This is a genomic window from Neobacillus sp. MER 74, from assembly GCF_023714155.1.
In genome coordinates this window covers 17729-38200 of sequence record NZ_JAMAUV010000026.1, presented here as the reverse complement: position 1 = coordinate 38200, position 20472 = coordinate 17729, and the positions used below count along the sequence as shown (strand labels likewise).

At 40.5% G+C, this 20472-nt stretch carries 16 protein-coding genes; all 16 read left to right on the top strand.

Annotated elements, in window-relative coordinates; all coding sequences use genetic code 11:
- The first annotated feature begins 13 nt into the window (after positions 1 to 13).
- Positions 14 to 961 (top strand): U32 family peptidase, encoded by a 948-nt coding sequence (locus M3610_RS24110; RefSeq protein WP_251463169.1) that lies wholly within the window; start codon positions 14 to 16, stop codon positions 959 to 961.
- 98 nt (positions 962 to 1059) lie between these two features.
- A complete protein-coding gene (locus M3610_RS24105) occupies positions 1060 to 1962 on the top strand; it encodes a fumarylacetoacetate hydrolase family protein (protein WP_251463168.1) in 903 nt (300 codons plus the stop codon).
- A gap of 75 nt (positions 1963 to 2037) precedes the next feature.
- The gene (locus M3610_RS24100) at positions 2038 to 2340 is read left to right on the top strand and encodes a UxaA family hydrolase (RefSeq protein WP_251463167.1); all 303 of its coding nucleotides are present in this window, start codon (positions 2038 to 2040) and stop codon (positions 2338 to 2340) included.
- A 16-nt stretch (positions 2341 to 2356) separates the two neighbouring features.
- Entirely contained in the window at positions 2357 to 3505 is a 1149-nt protein-coding gene (locus tag M3610_RS24095) for a UxaA family hydrolase (protein WP_251463180.1), read from the top strand.
- A gap of 27 nt (positions 3506 to 3532) precedes the next feature.
- Positions 3533 to 4999 (top strand): alpha-ketoglutaric semialdehyde dehydrogenase GucD, encoded by a 1467-nt coding sequence (gene gucD / locus M3610_RS24090; protein ID WP_251463166.1) that lies wholly within the window; start codon positions 3533 to 3535, stop codon positions 4997 to 4999.
- A gap of 148 nt (positions 5000 to 5147) precedes the next feature.
- Positions 5148 to 5951, top strand: a complete 804-nt coding sequence (larE, locus tag M3610_RS24085; protein WP_251463165.1) for an ATP-dependent sacrificial sulfur transferase LarE — start codon at positions 5148 to 5150, stop codon at positions 5949 to 5951.
- A gap of 226 nt (positions 5952 to 6177) precedes the next feature.
- Entirely contained in the window at positions 6178 to 6312 is a 135-nt protein-coding gene (locus tag M3610_RS24080) for an FbpB family small basic protein (protein WP_098573813.1), read from the top strand.
- A gap of 137 nt (positions 6313 to 6449) precedes the next feature.
- Positions 6450 to 6956, top strand: coding sequence for a DNA-formamidopyrimidine glycosylase family protein (locus M3610_RS24075; RefSeq protein ID WP_251463164.1), 507 nt, complete (start codon positions 6450 to 6452; stop codon positions 6954 to 6956).
- A 187-nt stretch (positions 6957 to 7143) separates the two neighbouring features.
- Complete coding sequence (gene ccpN, locus M3610_RS24070) at positions 7144 to 7779, top strand: transcriptional regulator CcpN (protein ID WP_285851470.1); 636 nt, start codon at positions 7144 to 7146, stop codon at positions 7777 to 7779.
- A gap of 22 nt (positions 7780 to 7801) precedes the next feature.
- On the top strand, positions 7802 to 8617 hold the full coding sequence (locus M3610_RS24065) for a pyruvate, water dikinase regulatory protein (protein WP_251463162.1): 816 nt from the start codon (positions 7802 to 7804) through the stop codon (positions 8615 to 8617).
- Between the two features lies 1 nt (position 8618).
- On the top strand, positions 8619 to 11288 hold the full coding sequence (gene ppdK / locus M3610_RS24060) for a pyruvate, phosphate dikinase (protein WP_251463161.1): 2670 nt from the start codon (positions 8619 to 8621) through the stop codon (positions 11286 to 11288).
- 129 nt (positions 11289 to 11417) lie between these two features.
- Positions 11418 to 11609, top strand: coding sequence for a YbxH family protein (locus tag M3610_RS24055; protein WP_251463160.1), 192 nt, complete (start codon positions 11418 to 11420; stop codon positions 11607 to 11609).
- Between the two features lie 77 nt (positions 11610 to 11686).
- Positions 11687 to 14263 carry a DEAD/DEAH box helicase gene (locus M3610_RS24050; RefSeq protein ID WP_251463159.1) on the top strand — a complete coding sequence of 859 codons (2577 nt, stop codon included), beginning with the start codon at positions 11687 to 11689 and terminating at the stop codon, positions 14261 to 14263.
- Positions 14264 to 14471: 208 nt separating this feature from the next.
- Entirely contained in the window at positions 14472 to 16334 is a 1863-nt protein-coding gene (locus M3610_RS24045) for a M6 family metalloprotease domain-containing protein (protein ID WP_285851469.1), read from the top strand.
- A 115-nt stretch (positions 16335 to 16449) separates the two neighbouring features.
- The gene (locus M3610_RS24040; protein ID WP_251463157.1) at positions 16450 to 17799 is read left to right on the top strand and encodes a 3' terminal RNA ribose 2'-O-methyltransferase Hen1; all 1350 of its coding nucleotides are present in this window, start codon (positions 16450 to 16452) and stop codon (positions 17797 to 17799) included.
- Complete coding sequence (locus M3610_RS24035; protein ID WP_251463156.1) at positions 17796 to 20390, top strand: polynucleotide kinase-phosphatase; 2595 nt, start codon at positions 17796 to 17798, stop codon at positions 20388 to 20390. The genes M3610_RS24040 and M3610_RS24035 overlap by 4 nt, the downstream gene beginning before the upstream one ends.
- Positions 20391 to 20472 lie beyond the last annotated feature (82 nt).

Genomic DNA, 20472 nt, shown 5'->3' with positions numbered 1-20472 from the left:
GGAGAGAGTAACTATGGAAAAAACACGAAAGTTCATTGAAAGTCTTGGATTCCCAAGTGGAGATCTTAACAGCCTGCCAGATTCACAGAAAACTTTTCCAGATGGGGCTCAATATAGAATCGAAATTCCAAGTGTCGAGGGACCTGCTGCCTTCAGGGAAGTCATTCAAGCATCCCAGGATTATGATGTAGAAATTCACAGAATTTCACAGGGAAGCGGAATCATGCTCTTAACAGATGACGAGTTGAAAGAAATGGCTGAACTAGGACAGGATAACAACCTTGAAGTTAGTTTATTTGTCGGTCCAAGAGGGACTTGGGATGTTACACCGATGTCCTGGGCAAGCGCTGGTAAGGTGATCGGGCTCAGGGTCGAAAGTATGGACCAGCTCGTATATTCTATTGAGGATATTAAGAGGGCCTGTGATTTTGGAATCAGAAGCATACTGGTTGCTGATGAAGGATTGCTTTGGCTGGTAAATGAGTTTAAGAAAAAAGGAGAGCTTCCTGAGGACCTTGTTGTTAAAATTTCCGTACAAATGGGGCAGGCGAACCCTGTATCCATTAAGTTGATGGAAGATATTGGAGCTTCTACTTTCAATGTTCCTACTGATTTAACTCTTGCCCGTCTCGCTGCAATCAGGCAGGCAATTGATATCCCTATTGATATTTATGTAGAAGTTCCGGATGATATCGGCGGTTTTATCAGGCACTATGAAATTCCTGAAATCATCCGTGTTGCAGCCCCTGTTTATATTAAATTCGGGCTGAAGAATGCACCAAATATTTACCCTTCAGGCACACATCTTGAAAAGACTGCAGTTGCTCTTTCAAGAGAACGGTTAAGAAGAGCGAAGATCGGGTTAGATATGATCAAACGATATGCACCGCATTTGAGAACCTCTAAAAAAGGAGCCATTGGCCTGGGAGTTCCAAAACAGGGAGTAGAAGTGAGGAGATAAAATCTCTTTCTACCCGTTTAAATAATTCTGCTCAAAAGGGCAGAGTATGACATGAAAGTAAAACGTGGTTTTATAATATAAAACAGGAGGGTTTTAAAATGAGAATCATTCGTTTCCTTGACAATAATTCACAAATTGTACTTGCGGCCTTAACCGATCAGGAAGAGGTTTACCCAATTCCTTTTAAGGATTTTATGGAGTTGGTTAATTTAGCTGAAAAATCTGGAATTTCAACACTAAAACTTGTTGAAACTTCCATTTCCGGCGTTACCGCGCTTAAAGAAAGGGTCGAAGATCTTCAACTTATCGTACCTATTGAAGCTCCTGAAGTTTGGGCCTCCGGCGTAACATATGAGAAAAGCAGGGATGCAAGAAACTATGAAGCTACGGGTGGAAAAGTCGATGTCGAAACTTGTTATGACAAAGTCTATGATGCAGAAAGGCCAGAAATCTTTTTTAAATCTACGGCTGCAAGGACAGTCGGGCCAAACACGCCTGTGTACTTAAGAAGTGATTCCAATTGGCAAATTCCAGAACCTGAAGTAGCTTTGGTCATTTCAAAGTCAGGTAAAATTGTCGGTTATACTGCTGGCAATGATATGAGCAGCCGCGATATTGAAGGGGAAAATCCTCTTTATTTGCCTCAGGCGAAAATCTGGAAACATTCCTGTTCGGTTGGGCCTGCAATCCGCCTGGCTGAAACAGTCGATGATCCATATAATTTTCAAATAACTTGCCGTATTTATAGAAATAATAAATTGGTTGTTGAAGGAACAGCCAATACATCACAGTTAAAGAGAAAATTCGACGAACTCGTTTCTTTCCTTGAAAAAGATAATGACATTTTTGATGGAACGGTTCTTATGACAGGAACATGCATTGTTCCTCCAAATGAGTTCACTCTTCAAGACAATGACCAAATTGAAATTGAAGTATCAACTATTGGTGTACTGTCCAATCCAGTAAAAGAACAGCAGCGAAGTAAAGAGGCTGTAAAATAATAGAATAAGTGGTATTTTACGAGGGAAGCGAAGTAAACTTACAATTCTACTTATTCTGTGTTTGGTGGTGTAATCATGGCAAGCAATTTAAAAACGGTAATGATGAAACCAATCGATAAGGTGGCCATTGCTTTAATGGCCATCCCACCCGATTCGGAAGTGGAAGTAACGTGCCAGGACAAAACATTTAAAGTAATGATTTCAGAAGAAATAAAATTTGGCCACAAGTTTGCAGTGATTGATATGGAGCAGGGAGAAGAAATATTAAAATACGGCGAAGTTATCGGTCTCGCCACTAAAAAAATCCTTGCGGGTGAACATGTTCATGTTCATAACCTGGAAGGGATAAGGGGAAGGGGAGATAAGGTTGCCACTTGATCAAAACTTAACCTTCATGGGATACAGAAGGCCTGATGGTAAAGTAGGGGTCAGGAATCATGTATTAATTTTGCCAACGATTACTTGTGCGACTCAGGCTGCACACCAGATTACCCAGCTTGTCCATGGAACAGTCAGTTTTATTCACCAGCATGGTTGTGCACAGGTGGGAGTTGATTATGAACAAACTTTCAGGACATATGTTGGTATGGGGCTTAACCCAAATGTCTATGGGGTAGTAGTGCTTGGCTTAGGGTGTGAAACACACCAGGCAAGAAGTGTTGCAGGAGAAATAGCCAAAAGCGGCAAGCCTGTAGAAGTTATTTCCATTCAAGATAGCGGTGGAACATTGATGGCCATTGCAGAAGGATCCAAAGCGGCGGCTAGAATGGTCCAGGAAGCTTCTGCACAAATGCGGGAGGTTTGCTATTTCAGCGAACTGACTATAGGTACGGAATGCGGGGGTTCGGATGCTTGTTCAGGAATTTCAGCAAACCCTGCAGTTGGCGTTGTAAGCGATATGATTGTCGAGGCAGGAGGGACGGCAATTCTTGCTGAAACAACTGAACTTATCGGTGCCGAGCATCTGTTGGCCAAACGGGCAACGAATGACAGAGTAGCAAAACGAGCTTATGAAATCATTGACATGATGGAAAAAAGAGCAATTTTAATGGGTGTCGACATTCGAACAGGAAACCCAAGCCCGGGTAATATAGAGGGCGGATTAAGTTCCCTGGAAGAAAAGTCCCTTGGTGCTTCAGCGAAATCCGGCACCAGCCCTTTAACCGAAATCGTTGATTACGCCCAGACGCCTACTCAAAAGGGGCTTGTATGGATGGATACCCCGGGCCACGATATTGAACAATTGACAGGGATGGCTGCTGGCGGAGCCCAGGTTGTTCTTTTTACAAGCGGAAGAGGGACACCAACCGGATCTCCTATTGTTCCAGTTATTAAGATTTCTACGAATACACCTATTTTTAATAAGATGAGTGAAAACATTGATATGAATGCTGGAACCATCATTGATGGCGAAGAATCCGTCGATGAAGTCGGCAAAAGAATCTTTCAAGAAATTGGCCAAGTGAGCTCAGGAAAACTGACCAAAGCTGAAATTTTAAAACAGCATGATTTTGGAATTTGGCGAATTGGCCCTACTTTTTAATCTATTTCAAATAAGAAGGAGAACCAAATGACTACACAAACACAAGCCAAAACATATAAAAACTATATTAATGGAGAATGGGTTTCTTCTATAGAAAATAAGACAGTAAAAAGCGTCAATCCAGCAGACAGGAATGAAATTGTGGGTTATGTATACCTTTCTGGAAAAGAAGACCTTGATCAGGCTGTTGCTGCAGCAAAGAGTGCCAAAACTAACTGGCGCAAGCTTTCTGGTGCTGCAAGAGGCGATTTCCTTTACAAAGCAGCCAATGTCCTTGAAAGTCGTTTAGATGAAATTGCAGAAACAATGACACGCGAAATGGGAAAAACATTGCCCGAGGCCAAAGGGGAAACAGCGAGAGGTATTGCTATTCTCCGTTACTATGCTGGCGAAGGAATGAGAAAAATCGGGGATGTCATCCCTTCTTCTGATAATGAAGCTCTCATGTTTACAACAAGGACGCCGCTTGGTGTCGTTGGGGTCATTTCCCCATGGAATTTCCCTGTTGCCATTCCAATTTGGAAAATGGCGCCGGCCTTGATATATGGAAACACTATTGTTATAAAACCGGCTACAGAAACTGCAGTTACAGCTGCTAAGGTAATTGAATGCTTCCATGAAGCAGGGTTCCCGGCTGGTGTTGTTAATTTTGTAACTGGTTCAGGCTCCGTGATTGGGCAAGGCCTTGTTGAACATCCGGATGTAAACGGGGTTACATTTACCGGTTCAGACTATACAGGAAAAAGAGTCGGTGCTGCAGCTTTTGCAAGAGGTGCAAAATATCAGCTTGAAATGGGCGGGAAGAACCCTGTTATCATTTCTAAGGATGCAGATTTGGATTTGGCTGTCGAAGGAACCATTAGTGGCGGTCTAAAATCTACTGGGCAGAAATGTACGGCAACCAGCAGGGTTTTTGTCGACAATGAAGTCTATGAAACTTTTAGGGAAAAACTAGTTTCCAAAGTGAAAGAGATTAAGGTTGGCCATGGACTCGAAAGTGAATCCTGGATGGGTCCTTGTGCTAGTGAAAGCCAGTTAAATACAGTTCTTTCATATATTGAAAAAGGAAAGGCAGAAGGTGCGGAACTTTTATTTGGAGGAAACAAAGTAACAGGTAATGGCCTTGAAAATGGTTTTTATGTTGAGCCAACTATTTTTGATAATGTTAACAATAATATGGCCATTGCCAGGGAAGAAATTTTCGGTCCTGTACTAGCCTTAATCCGGGTCAATTCTTTTGAAGAAGCGATTGAATTGGCTAATGATACAGAATACGGCTTAAGTGCTTCTATTTATACAAAAGATATTTCAAATATCCTTGCATTCATCAATGATATTGAAGCAGGCCTTGTAAGGGTAAATGCTGAAACAGCCGGTGTTGAGCTTCAGGCTCCATTTGGAGGAATGAAGCAATCAAGCTCACACTCACGTGAACAGGGGCAGGCGGCTATAGAGTTCTTTACTTCTATAAAAACTGTTTTCGTAAAAGGTTAAGCATGATTGGTTCTCCTCAATGTTTGGGGGAGAACCTTATTTAAATTTGGAGGCGTAGAAATGAAAATTATATCCTTTGAAAAAGATTAGTTGAGTCGATTAGACAAACAGTTGAAATGTTCCCAAAACATTTGAAGAGGGTGATAGGATGCTAGAATTGAAATATAACAAACTTCAAGAAATTTTAAGGGAAATGAAAACAGTAGTCATCGCCTTTTCGGGCGGCGTAGATAGTACGTTTTTATTGAAGGCTTCACTCGACACTCTAGGACGGGAAAATGTATTGGCTGTTACAGCTGATAGTGAAACATATCCGTTTGATGAATTGCAAGAAGCAATTCATCTCGCCGAACAGCTTGGAGCAAGATATGAAGTGATTCAGACATCGGAATTAAATATTCCAGGTTATTCTGAGAACACATCAAACCGATGCTATTTTTGTAAAAAAAGCTTGTTCGAGCATCTTGTACCGATTATGAAAGAACATAATTACAATAATGTTGCTTTCGGCCTTATCGCAGATGATCTTGGGGAGCATAGGCCAGGTACAAAGGCAGCGAGAGAATATAATGTAAGGGGCCCGCTCCAGGAAGCTGATCTATATAAAAGTGAAATTCGTGAGCTATCACAACAAATGGGTCTACCAACATGGGATAAGCCTTCCTTTGCTTGCCTATCGTCAAGGATAGCTTATGGAGAGCATATTACCATAGAAAAACTGAAAAAAATAGATAAATCAGAACAAGCTATTCGAGCTTTTGGAATTCGGCAATTAAGGGTACGTACCCATGGTGAGATTGCTAGAATTGAAGTAGAACCGCATGAGATGCAACGTTTATTGGAACATCATCATGAAATTACAGTAAAACTTCAAGAATTTGGATACACCTATGTTACGATGGATCTCATTGGCTATAAGAGTGGAAGTATGAATAAGGTTTTGCACAGTTAGGTAGAAACTGATAGAGAAAGGCCTATTGGTCCCTCGATTATCGGTATCAATAAAAGTTATAGTCCTTATAGGTCAATGCTTTGTAATGTTCAAAGCATTGATCTTTTTTGTTTTTATCATAATAAATATTTAAAAGGTTACTAATGTTCAAACAATTGTAATATTTGTGATGATTCTGAGGTTTCTGATTTGGGTATAATAGAAACAAAGAAAGGTGGAGGAATGAATGAGAAAACGTAATCTTAGCTTTAAGGAATTAGTGAAGGATAATAAACAGGAAATAGAAAGTGATTTTAAAGCAATCGAAAGAATTGAGACGAAAATTGATGATAAACATTCGAAAAATTTGAAATATGCATGAGTACTAATTAGTAGAGCATCCCGCGGGGTTGCTCTTTTTTTTTACTAGGGCAGGATTTTCTTTATAACTAAGAGGCTTCTTTTTTACTAAATGGGGAATTGTATTAAACACATACTTAATATGAAAGGAGTCATTTGATGCCAGAGCTTCCTGAGATGGAAAACTATAAAATCCTATTAAATCAAAAAATTGCAGGTCAAACGATAACAGAAGTACAAATAAATCGAGAAAAGTCAATCAATTTAAACCCTGTCCTATTTATTAAAACGTGTCACCATCAAAAAATAATTGATATCAACAGAAGGGGAAAGCATTTACTTTTTCACTTGCAAAATGGTCAAACTCTTTTACTCCATTTAATGCTTGGAGGTTGGATATATTATGGGACTGAAGCAGATAAGCCAAAACGAACGGTTCGAAAGAAATTGTATCAATCGATAAAAACAATCCTCCAAAAAGGCATCCAACATGGCGGTTACATGGATAATCCGCTCTTTAAGGATGATAAATTAACAGGAGGGTTTAATGCGTTGTATCAGGTGTATCATCGTGAGGGTGAAAAATGTAATAGATGCGGGTCTATTATCAAAATGGAAAAAATATCATCAAGGAAAACCTTTTATTGCCCTATTTGTCAAACATAGTTTACAGAATCTCGTCGAATGCGGCGAGATTTTTTTTGAAAAATTAAACTTTGTTATTTTGTTAAAAAAAATAAAACTTATTGTTTCGATTTTCGTCCTAATGTAATATACTATATACAAATAAGTATAACACATTTATAATAAACCTAATGAATATAACGTATTTAATGTGATTAAGGGGGTGGTAATGATTAAATTATCTAAACGCCAGGACGAAATCCTTGAGATTGTTAAACAAAATGGACCGATCACAGGGAAAGACATCGCAGAGAAACTTTCATTAACAAGAGCTGCATTAAGACCCGACCTCGCTATATTAACGATGTCTGGAAACTTAGAAGCAAGGCCTCGGGTGGGTTATTTTTTTAATGAAAGCTATGAATCAAAGCAACAAGCGAAGAAATTCATCCATCAAAAGGTAACAGATTATAAGGCCCTTCCGATCGTGGTTGAAAAATCTACTTCCGTCTATGATTCAATTGTTCAACTATTCCTAGAGGATGTTGGAACACTCTATATTGTTGATTCTAAAGGCCATTTAGCTGGGGTTGTATCTCGAAAGGATTTGCTCAGAGCATCACTAGGAAATCAAAATCTCCATGAATTGCCTGTTAGTGTGATCATGACGAGAATGCCAAATATTATGACGATTAATCCTGAAGAAACCTTGCTCGAGGCAGCTAAAAAGATGATTCATAATCACATTGACTCCTTACCAGTTGTAAAAGAAGTAGATGGCCAAAAAAATACATATTTACTTCTTGGCCGGATCACTAAAACAACGATTACACGAGCATATTTAGAAATGATGGAAAATAAATGAAGCGAAGGAGAGTGGCTGTCTTTTGGTACATAAAGAAGTAGTCTATGTTGTATCCGATTCAGTAGGAGAAACCGCTGAGTTTGTTGTCAAAGCAGTAGCAACACAGTTTAATGGCGGGCAGGTTGAAATTCGGCGGAATTCCTATGTGGATGACTTCGAAGATATTGAGGATATGATTTTATTGGCGAAAAAAAGCCCTTCTATTATAGCCTATACAATCGTTGTACCGGCATTAAAAAATTATTTAGATCACCGTGCCGAAGAAGAAGGAATTTTGGCAGTTGATCTATTGAGTCCATTAATGAATGCGTTTGAAACGAGCTTCCATAAACAGCCGCACCATCGTCCAGGTTTAATGAGAAAATTAGATGAGGAATATTTCCGGAAAATTGAAGCCATCGAATTTGCTGTCAAATATGATGACGGCCGTGATCCAAGAGGGATTACAAAGGCTGATATTGTACTAATTGGTGTGTCACGTACATCGAAAACTCCCTTGTCTATGTACTTAGCTCACAAACGCTTTAAAGTGGCTAATGTACCGCTAGTACCAGAGGTGGCACCTCCAGAAGAATTGTTCAATATACCGCGCAAAAATTGTATTGGATTAATTATTTCACCAGATAAGTTGAATGAAATTCGCAAAGAACGTCTAAAAGCAATGGGGTTAGCCTCACAGGCGAACTATGCTAGCTTTAAGCGAATACTTGAAGAGCTTGATCATGCTGAAAAAGTAATGAAGCGTGTTGGCTGTCCAGTCATTGATGTCTCAAATAAAGCCGTAGAAGAAACAGCAGGTTTAATCTTAGACGTGTTAAAAAAGGAGAGGGGTTTATAATATGGAGAAATTCGTTTATTTATTTCATGAAGGAAATGGCAATATGAAAGGTTTGCTCGGGGGGAAAGGTGCGAACCTAGCGGAAATGACGCGAATTGGACTGCCGGTGCCTTATGGTTTTACGATCTCTACACAGGCATGCAATGCATTCTATGAAGCTAGCAAAACGATTCCTACCATTGTTGAAGTTCAAACGTTAGAAGCCCTCGCGCGTCTTGAGGAGAAAATGGGGAAAAAGCTCGGCGATCCGGAGAATCCTTTACTAGTTTCTGTACGATCTGGTTCTGTTTTCTCCATGCCTGGTATGATGGATACCATTTTGAACCTAGGGATGAATGATGAAACCGTGGTAGGAATGGCAAACTTAACGAATAATCCGCGTTTTGCCTATGATTCTTACCGCCGCTTCATTCAAATGTTTAGTAATGTCGTCCTTAATATTGATACCTACTTTTTCGAACAATTATTAGAAGAGATTCGTGAAGAAAAAGGCTATTCTTCTGACCCGGAAATGAGTGCGGAAGACTGGAAAGAAGTCATTATTGGCTATAAAGAAATCGTCAAAAAACATACTAGAAAGAATTTCCCACAAGATCCAAAAGAGCAATTATTCCTTGCTATTCATGCTGTGTTTAATTCTTGGAATAATCAGCGGGCGATTGTCTACCGCCGCCTGAATAAAATTGCGGACCATTTAGGAACAGCCGTAAACATTCAAAGTATGGTGTTCGGAAATATGGGTAATGATTCAGGCACTGGTGTGGCCTTTACTAGAAACCCTTCGACTGGTGAGCATGTCCTTTATGGTGAATACTTAATTAACGCCCAGGGAGAAGATGTGGTTGCAGGGATTCGTACTCCACAGCCGATCGCAACATTAAAAGACGAGATGCCTGGAGTATACAAGCAATTCACTGAAACTTGTAAGAAACTCGAGTCCCATTATGAAGAAATGCAGGACATCGAGTTCACGGTTGAACGCGGCAAGCTTTTTATCCTGCAAACTCGTCATGGTAAAAGGACCGCACAGGCGGCTATCCGCATTGCAGTGGAAATGGTCGAGGAAGGAATCATCGATAAAAAGACCGCCTTGCTTCGTGTCGACCCTGACCAACTTAATCAACTCTTACATCGCCGGATTGACGATAAATTTCAGAAAACGGTGGTAGCGAAAGGCTTACCGGCTTCACCTGGAGCAGCGACTGGTCAAGTTGTTTTTGATGCAGATGAAGCGGAGCAATTAAGCATTGATGGTAAAAAAGTAATCCTTGTTCGTCCCGAAACAACACCAGATGATATCCACGGTATCGTTGCATCTCAAGCTATCTTGACAAGCCGAGGAGGAATGACGAGCCACGCTGCCGTTGTTGCACGCGGAATGGGGAAAGCCTGTATCTGCGGTTGCGAAGCCTTAAAGATTGACTTAAAGGCTAAACAGTTTACGATTGGCGATCAAGTCGTTAGTTATGGAGATATCATTACGATTGATGGCTCCACTGGTGAAGTAATGCTGGGAGAAATTCCAATGATTGACCCAGAACTATCGGATGAATTCCAGTTGTTGCTAGCATGGGCAGACCAAGAGCGTAAACTAGGGGTCCGTGCCAATGCAGATAATCCTGAAGATGCAAGAAAGGCATTCGAATTCGGAGCAGGTGGAATTGGATTATGCCGTACGGAACATATGTTTATGGACTTGAAAAGGATTCCAATTGTCCAAAAAATGATTCTTGCTGAAAATTATAATGAGAGAATGGAAGCGTTAAATCAGCTTTTACCAATGCAGCAAGGAGATTTTGAAGGAATCTTTGAAGAAATGAAAGGATTACCTGTCACTATTCGGTTACTAGATCCGCCGTTGCATGAATTTTTACCAAATAAAGAGGATTTGTTGGTGGAAGTGACGAAACTTCAAATCTTAGATCCTCAATCACCAGAATTAAAAGCGAAAGAGCAGTTGCTGAAAAAAGTTCGTCAATTAGATGAGTTTAACCCGATGCTTGGCCACCGTGGCTGCCGTCTGGGAATGATTTATCCAGAGATTTATGAAATGCAAGCGAAAGCCATTTTCTATGCAGCGGCAACGCTCTTAGACAAAGGTATTGATGTACAGCCGGAAATTATGATTCCTTTGGTTGGTCATGTGAATGAGTTAAAGGATATGCGTAAATTAGTAATTGATTCGGCAATACTCGTGCAAGAAGAAACAGGAAAGAACTTCGAGTACACAATCGGAACCATGATTGAAATTCCTCGTGCCGCTTTGACTGCTGATAAGATTGCCGAGGAAGCAGATTTCTTCTCCTTTGGTACCAATGATTTAACGCAGACAACATTCGGCTACAGCCGTGATGATGCCGAAGGAAAGTTCTTGCAAGCTTATATCGAAAATAAAGTTCTTCCGGAAAATCCATTTGCGGTTCTCGATCAAGAGGGTGTAGGAAAGCTTGTGGAAACAGGCGTCAAGTTGGGCCGTGGAACAAAGCCTTCCTTAAAAACAGGAATATGCGGTGAACATGGCGGAGAAAAGACATCCATTGATTTCTGTTACAAAATGGGCTTAGATTACGTCAGCTGTTCGCCATACCGTGTCCCACTAGCACGATTGGCAGCAGCACAGGCCACGATCCGCCATGAATTAAACAAAGCAGAAGTATATACAACAGCATAAAACAAGGAAAGGGATGTGTGCAAAGTGCACCATCCTTTTTATTTTCCCGATGGTATTGCGAACCTATATGGGATTAGTAGGCTATATTCTGCTTATACTATAAAAAACAGAAAAAGGGGACTCATACCAATGGGGGCAATTGAACGCAGCGGATATCGATTTGTACCAGAATTTAGTGTCATTCAACAGAATGGAGCAATACATGTGTACCATCAAGAAAACTTTATTGAAGAAATTAAATTTCAGTTTTCAGGAAAGTTTCCTGAATTGGACCAAATCGAAGACTTAGTGGATCAATATTGCAATGAACATCAGTTATAGAACCGAATATTCGTTCGGTTTTTATTTTTGTGTTATTATATATATAGTAACCACTTTTTAGAAAAGGAGGGAATTTGATGAACAAATTAACGACCATATACCCTCAAGCGATTGAACATACAAAAATGAAAATATATGAAGATATTAACCATTATTTCGAAACGAAGGAAACACTGCCTTCCTTTGAACAATATCTAACTGACCGCAAGGATTATGTCGAACAAATTTGGATTAATGTTTGGCTCAATAAATCGACGAATGATGTCCCGCGGAATGAAAAAAAGCAATTATTAAGTGAAAAAGGCTTTGAGGTACAGGGAATCGACCGTAAATTGATCAACAAATTGTTTAGAGATGAAATGCGCATGTATCAACCATTTGATGCGATGGGATGGATTAAGGAAACATTTTCAGGAAAACCAGATGTGTGGCAGAAACTGTATCAGGATGCGAAGGACAATTTTATCAAGCGCGAAGAACAAAAACAACTGGAAGAACAAAAGCAACTCATTAGAAGTGAAATTGAGGATAACGCAGTTGCGATTTTAGAAGAACAATATGAAGGGTTCTATTTATCATTACGTTACTTCGTGGCAAAACAACTAGTGGCAGATTTACAAAATAACGTGAAATTCCAATCTGTCGATACCTTTGCGTTAGAAGAAAAATTAATTGATGAAGGTCATTTTAATTCCTCGGCCTACACCACGGTTGCCAGCTTTTTTGAAGAACTAACTGGTGATATTCATAAAACGATGAACTGGGGCAGAAGTTTATATGAATATCAAACCTATTTCTTTGTTTATGAAAGCTTAATTGGTGATTTTCTGTCCGACCTTATTCCGGAAAAAGTTTTAGAGCAGTTACCAGATCAACTGAAGGCTGATTTCTTTCAAACCTTTCATGAAAAACTATCGGCTTCTTTTGTAAAAGGCAGTATTGCACAGGTGCTTTATGATGTTGAGGGATATTTTATTGAGGATATTCAAGCTGAATACCTTGCAGATTTAATCAGATTGGCTGAAATTCCCTTTGAGGAAAAGCTGCACAAGGAAATTTTTGAAAAAGACCTCCAAGAGCGCGAGCGGAAACAAAAGGAAGCTGAAGAAGAACTAAAGCGAAAAAGAGAAGCAGAAGAGCGGATGATGAAGGACATATTTGCAACCGAATACGACCCTTCGCTCCAGCGACAGATCCGCTATGTCCTTCATATCGGTGAAACTAATACAGGAAAAACACATCATGCCCTTGAAAGGATGAAAGAAGCCTATACCGGCTTATATTTAGCTCCGCTTCGCCTTTTGGCCCTTGAAGTTTATGATAAGTTAAACGCTGAGGGGACGCCGTGTTCTTTAAAAACGGGTGAAGAAGAAAAAGTGACCCACGGGGCTAATCATACATCCTGCACCGTGGAAATGTTTCATGAAAAAGAGTTCTATGAGGTAGTGGTAATAGATGAAGCGCAAATGATTACCGACAAAGACCGTGGTTTTTCCTGGTATAAGGCAATTACGAAAGCCAATGCAGAAGAGGTACATATCATTGGAAGCAGGAATTCAAAAACGATGCTGTTGCAGCTTTTGGGTGAATCAAATATTGAGATACATGAATACACACGCGATACCCCACTCGAGGTAGAAACAAAAGAATTTCATATTAAACACGTTAAAAAAGGAGATGCGTTGATTTGTTTTTCACGTCGGCGCGTGCTTGAAACGGCCTCAAGACTGCAAAATGACGGCCATACCGTCAGTATGATCTACGGGAGTATGCCTCCAGAAACAAGGAAAAAGCAGATTCAGCAATTTAATTCTGGCAAGACAAAAGTTATTGTTGCAACAGATGCGATAGGTATGGGTTTAAACCTGCCAATTCGCCGGATTGTTTTTTTAGAAAATGATAAGTTTGATGGAACACGACGCCGATTGCTGACTTCACAAGAAGTGAAGCAAATTGCTGGCCGCGCTGGGCGAAAGGGCATTTATAATATTGGGAAAGTGGCATTTACGAGTGATATCAGAAAAATGCGGAACTTGCTTTTGCGGGAAGATGAACCAGTGCATACCTTTGCGATTGCACCAACCAATTCCGTTTTTGAACGCTTTCAACGCTATTATCACGATTTAGGTACCTTTTTTGAACTTTGGGGGAAATTTGAAAGTCCTAAAGGGACGAAGAAGGCATCGCTGGCAGAGGAAAAGTCGCTTTATCAAATAATCGCAGGGACGGAAATTGAAGCAAGGCTCTCTTTAACGGACCTTTATGGTTTTTTACATCTGCCGTTTTCAAAAAATGAGCCGATCTTAACCAGGCAATGGGAAGATACCATGTATGCAATTATCCAGGGACGTGAACTCCCTGAACCGATTGTGAAGGAACGCAGCTTGGAGGAATTAGAATTAAGTTACAAGGCAATCGGTCTCCATCTTTTATTTTTATATCGATTAGGAGAGGGAACTACAGCCATCTATTGGGAACGACTGAGAGAAGAGGTCAGCGATAAAGTTCAAGATCGCCTGAAAACAGATATTAAAAAGTTCGTAAAAAAGTGCAAAAACTGTGGCAAAAAACTGCCGTGGGATCACTCATTTCCAACCTGTGAAGCGTGCTTTGCAGCAAAAAACAGAAGATATCGATATGGTGATGAATATTAGTTAGTAAAAAAGGCCTGACAAGCCTTTTTTGTTTAGGATGAGAAAGGCAAAAATCGTGTCGAAAGGCGGATTTGATATAACGATAAATAGGGAGAACAAACTATATTTCGACTCTCTAAATTTTTTGAAAAGCAGGTATATCGCAGCTTTTAGTTTGCTGATTATTCTGATAAATTTGAATTCTATAAAAACAAAGGGGTGGTTGTTCTTGTTAAAGGTTCTCTCGAAATCTGCATTTGCCTTAGCGTTAGCTGGTAGTCTTACTCTAACTGGCTATCAATCTACCGATTTGCAGCCTAAGGTAACTAAAGCTCAAAGTACATATGATTTAAGTCTAGCTCATTATATTGGGGCATCCCCCGAATTAGCAGCTAAGGCAAAGGAATTAGGGAAAGATCTATCAAAAGTGGATCCAGCTGAGAAAGTTGCAAACAATAAGGGGACGAAATTCCAACAGGCAGGCAATAATCATGTCGTGAAACAACCAGCAACTGGAGATGTACCAGTTCTTGTTATTTTGGCAAAGTTCAAAGAAGGTGATGAGCCAAAGGGTGATGTGCCTGGACAAGTACCGGCACATTATTTTGAGGATTTAATTTTTGGTGATCACTATGATCCATACCAATTAGATGAATTTAAGCAGTACGCTAAATTTAATGGCATCAATGCGCCAACAGATAGCACCATGCAAAATATTTATAGGGAATCTAGTTATGGAAAGGTAAAACTAGTAAAGAAAGATAATACCGATCTTGTTTGGGTCGAACTTCCAAAAGGGGCTTCCTACTATCTAGATCAAGAAGGTAAGTACGCTGAAAATGGTGCCTATAAATATGGTAACGTAAATGGTGACGCCCATAATGGTGAATTAGTGACAGACGTATTTAAAGCGGCTGATAGTGTAGTAGATTTTTCAAAATATGCTGTTGATGGAGAAGTTCCAAACGTATTTATCGTTCATGAAGGAACAGGAGCAGAATTTAGTGCAGACCCTGCCCAAATTTGGTCGCATAAATGGAATGCGCTAAGTGCTTCATATTATGGAAAGTATTATGAAACAGGGAAACCTGCAGCTGATTTAAACCAAGATGGCGTTGAAACCGATGAAGAGTGGACTACTTGGTATTCAAAGTTTGTTAAAGACCACACTTTTGACGGTGTTTATGTAGATAATTACAATATCCAGCCGGAAATCGGTGGAAACGTTGCCGGATACAATGAAGCAACCGGCGGTTATGACGAAGCATCGAAAACAGGGCCATTCCCTGGACAGCCTGGTGTATTTGCCCATGAATTTGGACATGCCTTAGGTCTTCCAGATTTCTATGATACGGTTTACACATCTGAGGGTGTTGGTAACTACTCGATGATGGCAGGCGGTTCTTGGATGAGATATCCAGATGCCGCTGCATATTCTGGTAACTCTCCAGTCCACTTTGATCCATATTCAAAAATCTTCCTTGGCTGGGCTACACCAAAAGAAGTAACGCCTGTTGATGGTGTTCAAACGATTACATTGCCTCCAGTCAATGCTGCAAGCTCCACAAATGGAATTGTGAAAATGGAAGTACCTGGATCAAACGGTACAGAATATTTCTTATTTGAAAATGTACAGCAACAAGGATTTAACAAAGGGTTAATTCGTGAGGGTGCAGACGCTCATGGACTAGTAGCTTGGCATGTCGATGAAAATGTTCTATCACTCTATCAAACTGCTGGCTTCCGTCCTAATAATGTGGAAAACTGGATGAATAAGCGCTTCCAGTTTAATCAATCACAAACAGCGAGCAATGGCGATGTTGTAACACACTACGGATTATCTATCCTACAAGCGGATGGTAAGTATGAGCTTGAAAAGAATGTGAACCGTGGAAATGCCGGTGACTTCTTTAAGACAGGCAGCAATCTTACTCCTGTTTCCGGGAATGTTCATACTGGTTCCTACTATTTCTGGAAAGGCTACAGCTCGACACCTGCCGATTCCGGCATCCATGTAACTGATATTAAAGTAAACAAGGATGGCTCAATTACAGCAAAATTCTTCTATAACTTTAATGAATCTAGTAAGTAAAAGTCAGCCCGGGTTCTTTTGGAACTCGGGTTTTAATTTTTCCCTTAATTCCACTTTTGGGAAATTGTGATAAAATATGACTTAAAAATATAGAACCATGAAAGTGGTGTGAAAATTGCAGCTATCGATAACGGTTAGAGGCCCAGGGGCTGAATTTGTTTCTTACCTTTTGGCCAAGAATCCAGACAATCCCTATGAACGTGGAGAAAAAGGTTTAACCGTCCGCCTGGTTTATCCGACTTTTTCTAGCGAAGAAGTACAGTTCATCATTTTTGTAAAAACAGACCCGATTGACTTAGTCAAGAACTCTCCTGATTTATTTGATATTACCCATTACATAAACGACCGCGAGTTTGCGGCTAGCAGTATTTTTGTTACTTCGATTCGAAAAGCATTGGGGACTGCCTTAAATGGGAAACCGAAGGAGGAATATTCCTCATGGGTCGAACATCCATTTGACATGGAATTATCTTTTGGTCCGGTGGCCACGGATTTAAGCAACCGTGAGCTGGAAGCGTTATTTGCACCAATGGGTTATGCAGTCAAGATTGAATATGGGGAAAGTTTTATCCGTGAAAAAAGCTCAGCAAGGTTTATCACCCTTTCAGGGAAACAAACCCTTCAGAATACACTCAAACAACTTTCGATTCTGATTCCGGTTATCGATAACTATAAACATTATTTTATTGACGAACGAGAACTAGAGAAATTTGACCGATACGGTGAAGGCTGGTTAGAGAACCACCCACATAAGTCGTTGATATTAAATCGTTCTTTACGGTTCCAAAAGATGATTTCACAGTCAAAGTTCTATGAAAAAGAAACGAAAAAAGAGGAGGGAAACGAGCCACCGAAAATACGTTTAAATGATCTTCGCTATGAAGCGATTATTAAATATGTCGAAGCTCTGACCAAAAAACAAACCATTGTTGACTTAGGTGCTGGGGAAGGAAAGTTATCAGTCAAGTTAGGATTTATTGAAGGGGTGCAGGAAGTTCTTTCAGTCGAGCCATCGAATCGAGCGCGGTTAAAGGCATTAGACCGATTTGATCAAGCAAAAGAAAAACGTGGATTTGTGGAGCCTCAGTTATTAGCAGGTTCGCTATTTTATTATGATGAACACCTTCTCAACAAAGATGTCATGATTCTTTGTGAAGTGATTGAACATATTGATGAATATCGGTTACCAAGGGTATTTGACACGATATTTAAAGACTATCGACCAGAAGTGTTGATCGTGACCACACCAAATCAAGAATATAATGAGGTTTATGATATGGATGAGGCAATGAGACATCATGATCACCGCTTTGAATGGACAAGGGCAGAGTTTAAGGGGAAATGTGAAACTTGGGCAAGTTCCTATCCTTATCAAGTACATTTTCATGGGATTGGAGAAGAACATCCGACTTTTGGTCAACCGACCCAGATGGCTATTTTTTCAAGAGAGGAGGGGCAATCATGACCAAAATCCACTTACCCTATGCAGGCATTGTCCTTTTTGTCGGACCTTCGAATAGCGGCAAAACCACGTTATTAAACCGACTGGTCCATGAAAAGAAGATTCTAGCTTCGGAAGTTGTCAGTTCTGATCAATTCCGGGTGCTCGTCAGTGATGTAGAATTTATCACCTGGAATCAGCGTCCAAAGGATGAAGCGGATGCCTTATTTGATGAATACTACCGGATTTCAAATGAAGCATTTGATGCGATGGAATATTTAATTGGGAAGCGGTGCCGTTTAAATAAACTAACGATAATTGATGCGACACACTTAAAAGAAGAGGATCGTGAGCGTTATCTTCGTCTAGGTAAGAAATATCATGTCCCCGTCATCGCGATTGTGTTAAATGTAACGGAAAAAGAAATCCTTTCTCGTGATAAGGAGCGGGATTTTCCACGCGGGAAGAATCGGCTCAAACAACAATACCAGCACTTCAAGCGAACGCTTAGGTTTATTAAGAAGGAAGGCTTCCACCGGACCTATATTTTAGATGAACCGGAACTTGAGGCTTTGGATATAGGGCGACTTGCGAATCCTTTATTCATCGATGTGGGTCATGGCATTGATTTTATTGGGGATATTCATGGCTGTTTTGAAGAGTTTATCGAATTGATAACTAAGCTGGGCTATGAGGAAAACGAGGAGGGCTTGTTCCATCATCCTGAGGGAAGGAGAATCCTTTCACTTGGTGATGTAATGAGCCGTGGACCAAGGTCGCTGGAAACTATGCAATTTTTCAAAAAACATGTAGATGCTGGAATTGCCTACATGATAGATAGTAACCATGGCTGGAAAATTGCCCGCTGGCTGGATGGACGAAAGGTGAACCTGGCACATGGTGATGAGAAAGTCGAAGCTGAATTTCTTGAGTATGAGCGCGAATTAGGTAAAGAAGCTACTGAGCAATTAAGAGCAGATTTAAAGGAACTTCTCCTTGCTTCGAAATCGCATTTGGTTATCCAAAAAAATGGTGTAAACGTGGCGGTCGCAACACATGCAGGCATAAGAGATGGGTATATTGGCAAACAATCGCAGCGCATTTCTGATTTTTGCCGGTACGGAGATTCAGAGGGGATTGATGAAAATGGCAAGCCGCGGCGAAAAGACTGGACCATTGATCACAGATCACAAGAATTAATTATTTGGGGTCATGATCCAAAGCCGCAGCCACTATTGGTAAATAACACACTTAACATTGACCAAGGAGTGGTATTTGGCGGGAGGCTAACCGCCTATCGTTTTCCAGAAAAACAGTTTGTTTCTGTGGTCGCTAAACAGGATTATGCTAATGTTCCTGACAACCCAATTAAGGAATGGGAACAAATGCGGCTTGCCCCTCCTAATTTAGGTAAGTTAATTAATGGGTTCTCGGTGTTAACCGAACAGTATGGGGAGATCGCTATTCATAAGGATGTGGCCAAATCCGCCTTGGACGACTTTTCTCATTACACCCTGCCGCTTGAGGAGATTGTCTATTTACCGCCGACAATGAGCCCAACTCCGAAACCTTCGAATTTAGCGGGATACTTAGAGCACCCGCAAGAAGCGTTTGACTACTATCAGGCAAATGGCATTGATACGATGATTGTGGAGAAAAAACATATGGGCAGCCGCGGCATTTTGCTTCTTTTTAAACATAAGGAAGCAGCCAAAGAGTATATCGGCAGAGAAACATTAGGTTCGATTTATACGCGGACTGGCCGGGCCTTTTTCAAAAAAGAGCTGGAGGCACAAATTTTACAAACTCTGCATGCCGATTTAAAAAGTTATTTTGAAACATACAACACAGATTTTGTCCTGATGGATGCTGAGATTCTGCCTTGGAATCTAAAAGCAAAAGAACTAATCGTGAATCAATATGCACATGTGGGCGAAATGGCGTTGCTCGATCGCAATAAATTAAAGGAACAACTGGAGAAAGCCGCTGCTAACGGCAAGGATGTGGCCAGTTGGCTCTCGGAAACGGATGAAAAGATTCACAATGCAAAAGTGTTTAACGATGTGTATCCAAGGTATTGCTGGGACACAGAAGGGTTAGCGGGAATCCAAATTGCTCCTTTTCACACACTAGCCCATAGCAATGAAACATTTTTCGATAAACCACACACCTGGCATATGGAGAAAAATAAAGAATTCAGTGTCCTTTCTGATTTGTTTATGGAAACGGAATATCGGCTGGTGAATGATAAGGACTCCTTGAAAGCTGCGATTGCTTGGTGGGAAGAAATGACGGAAGCGGGTCATGAAGGCTTTGTTGTTAAACCGAAAGTCTTTGTGGCCCGTCATAAAGGTAAGCTGGTACAACCGGCTATTAAAGTCAGAGGCCGCAAGTATTTGCATATTATCTACGGCATCGATTACTTACAACCAGAGAATCTGTCCCGGCTAAAGCAGCGAAATGCTGGTAAGAAACAACGCAATGCCTTAAAGGAATTTTCCTTAGGTGTGGAAGCAGTCAAGCGCTTTGTTGGGAGGGAGTCATTGGAGCGTTACCATGAATGTGTGTTTGGAGTTCTAGCGTTGGAATCGGATCCAATTGATCCACGATTATAGGTACAAAAGGGCGAACTTGTCTATTGCAAGTTCGCTTTTTCTATGTAATAACTTAACATCTCATGCCCATATGATAGTAAAA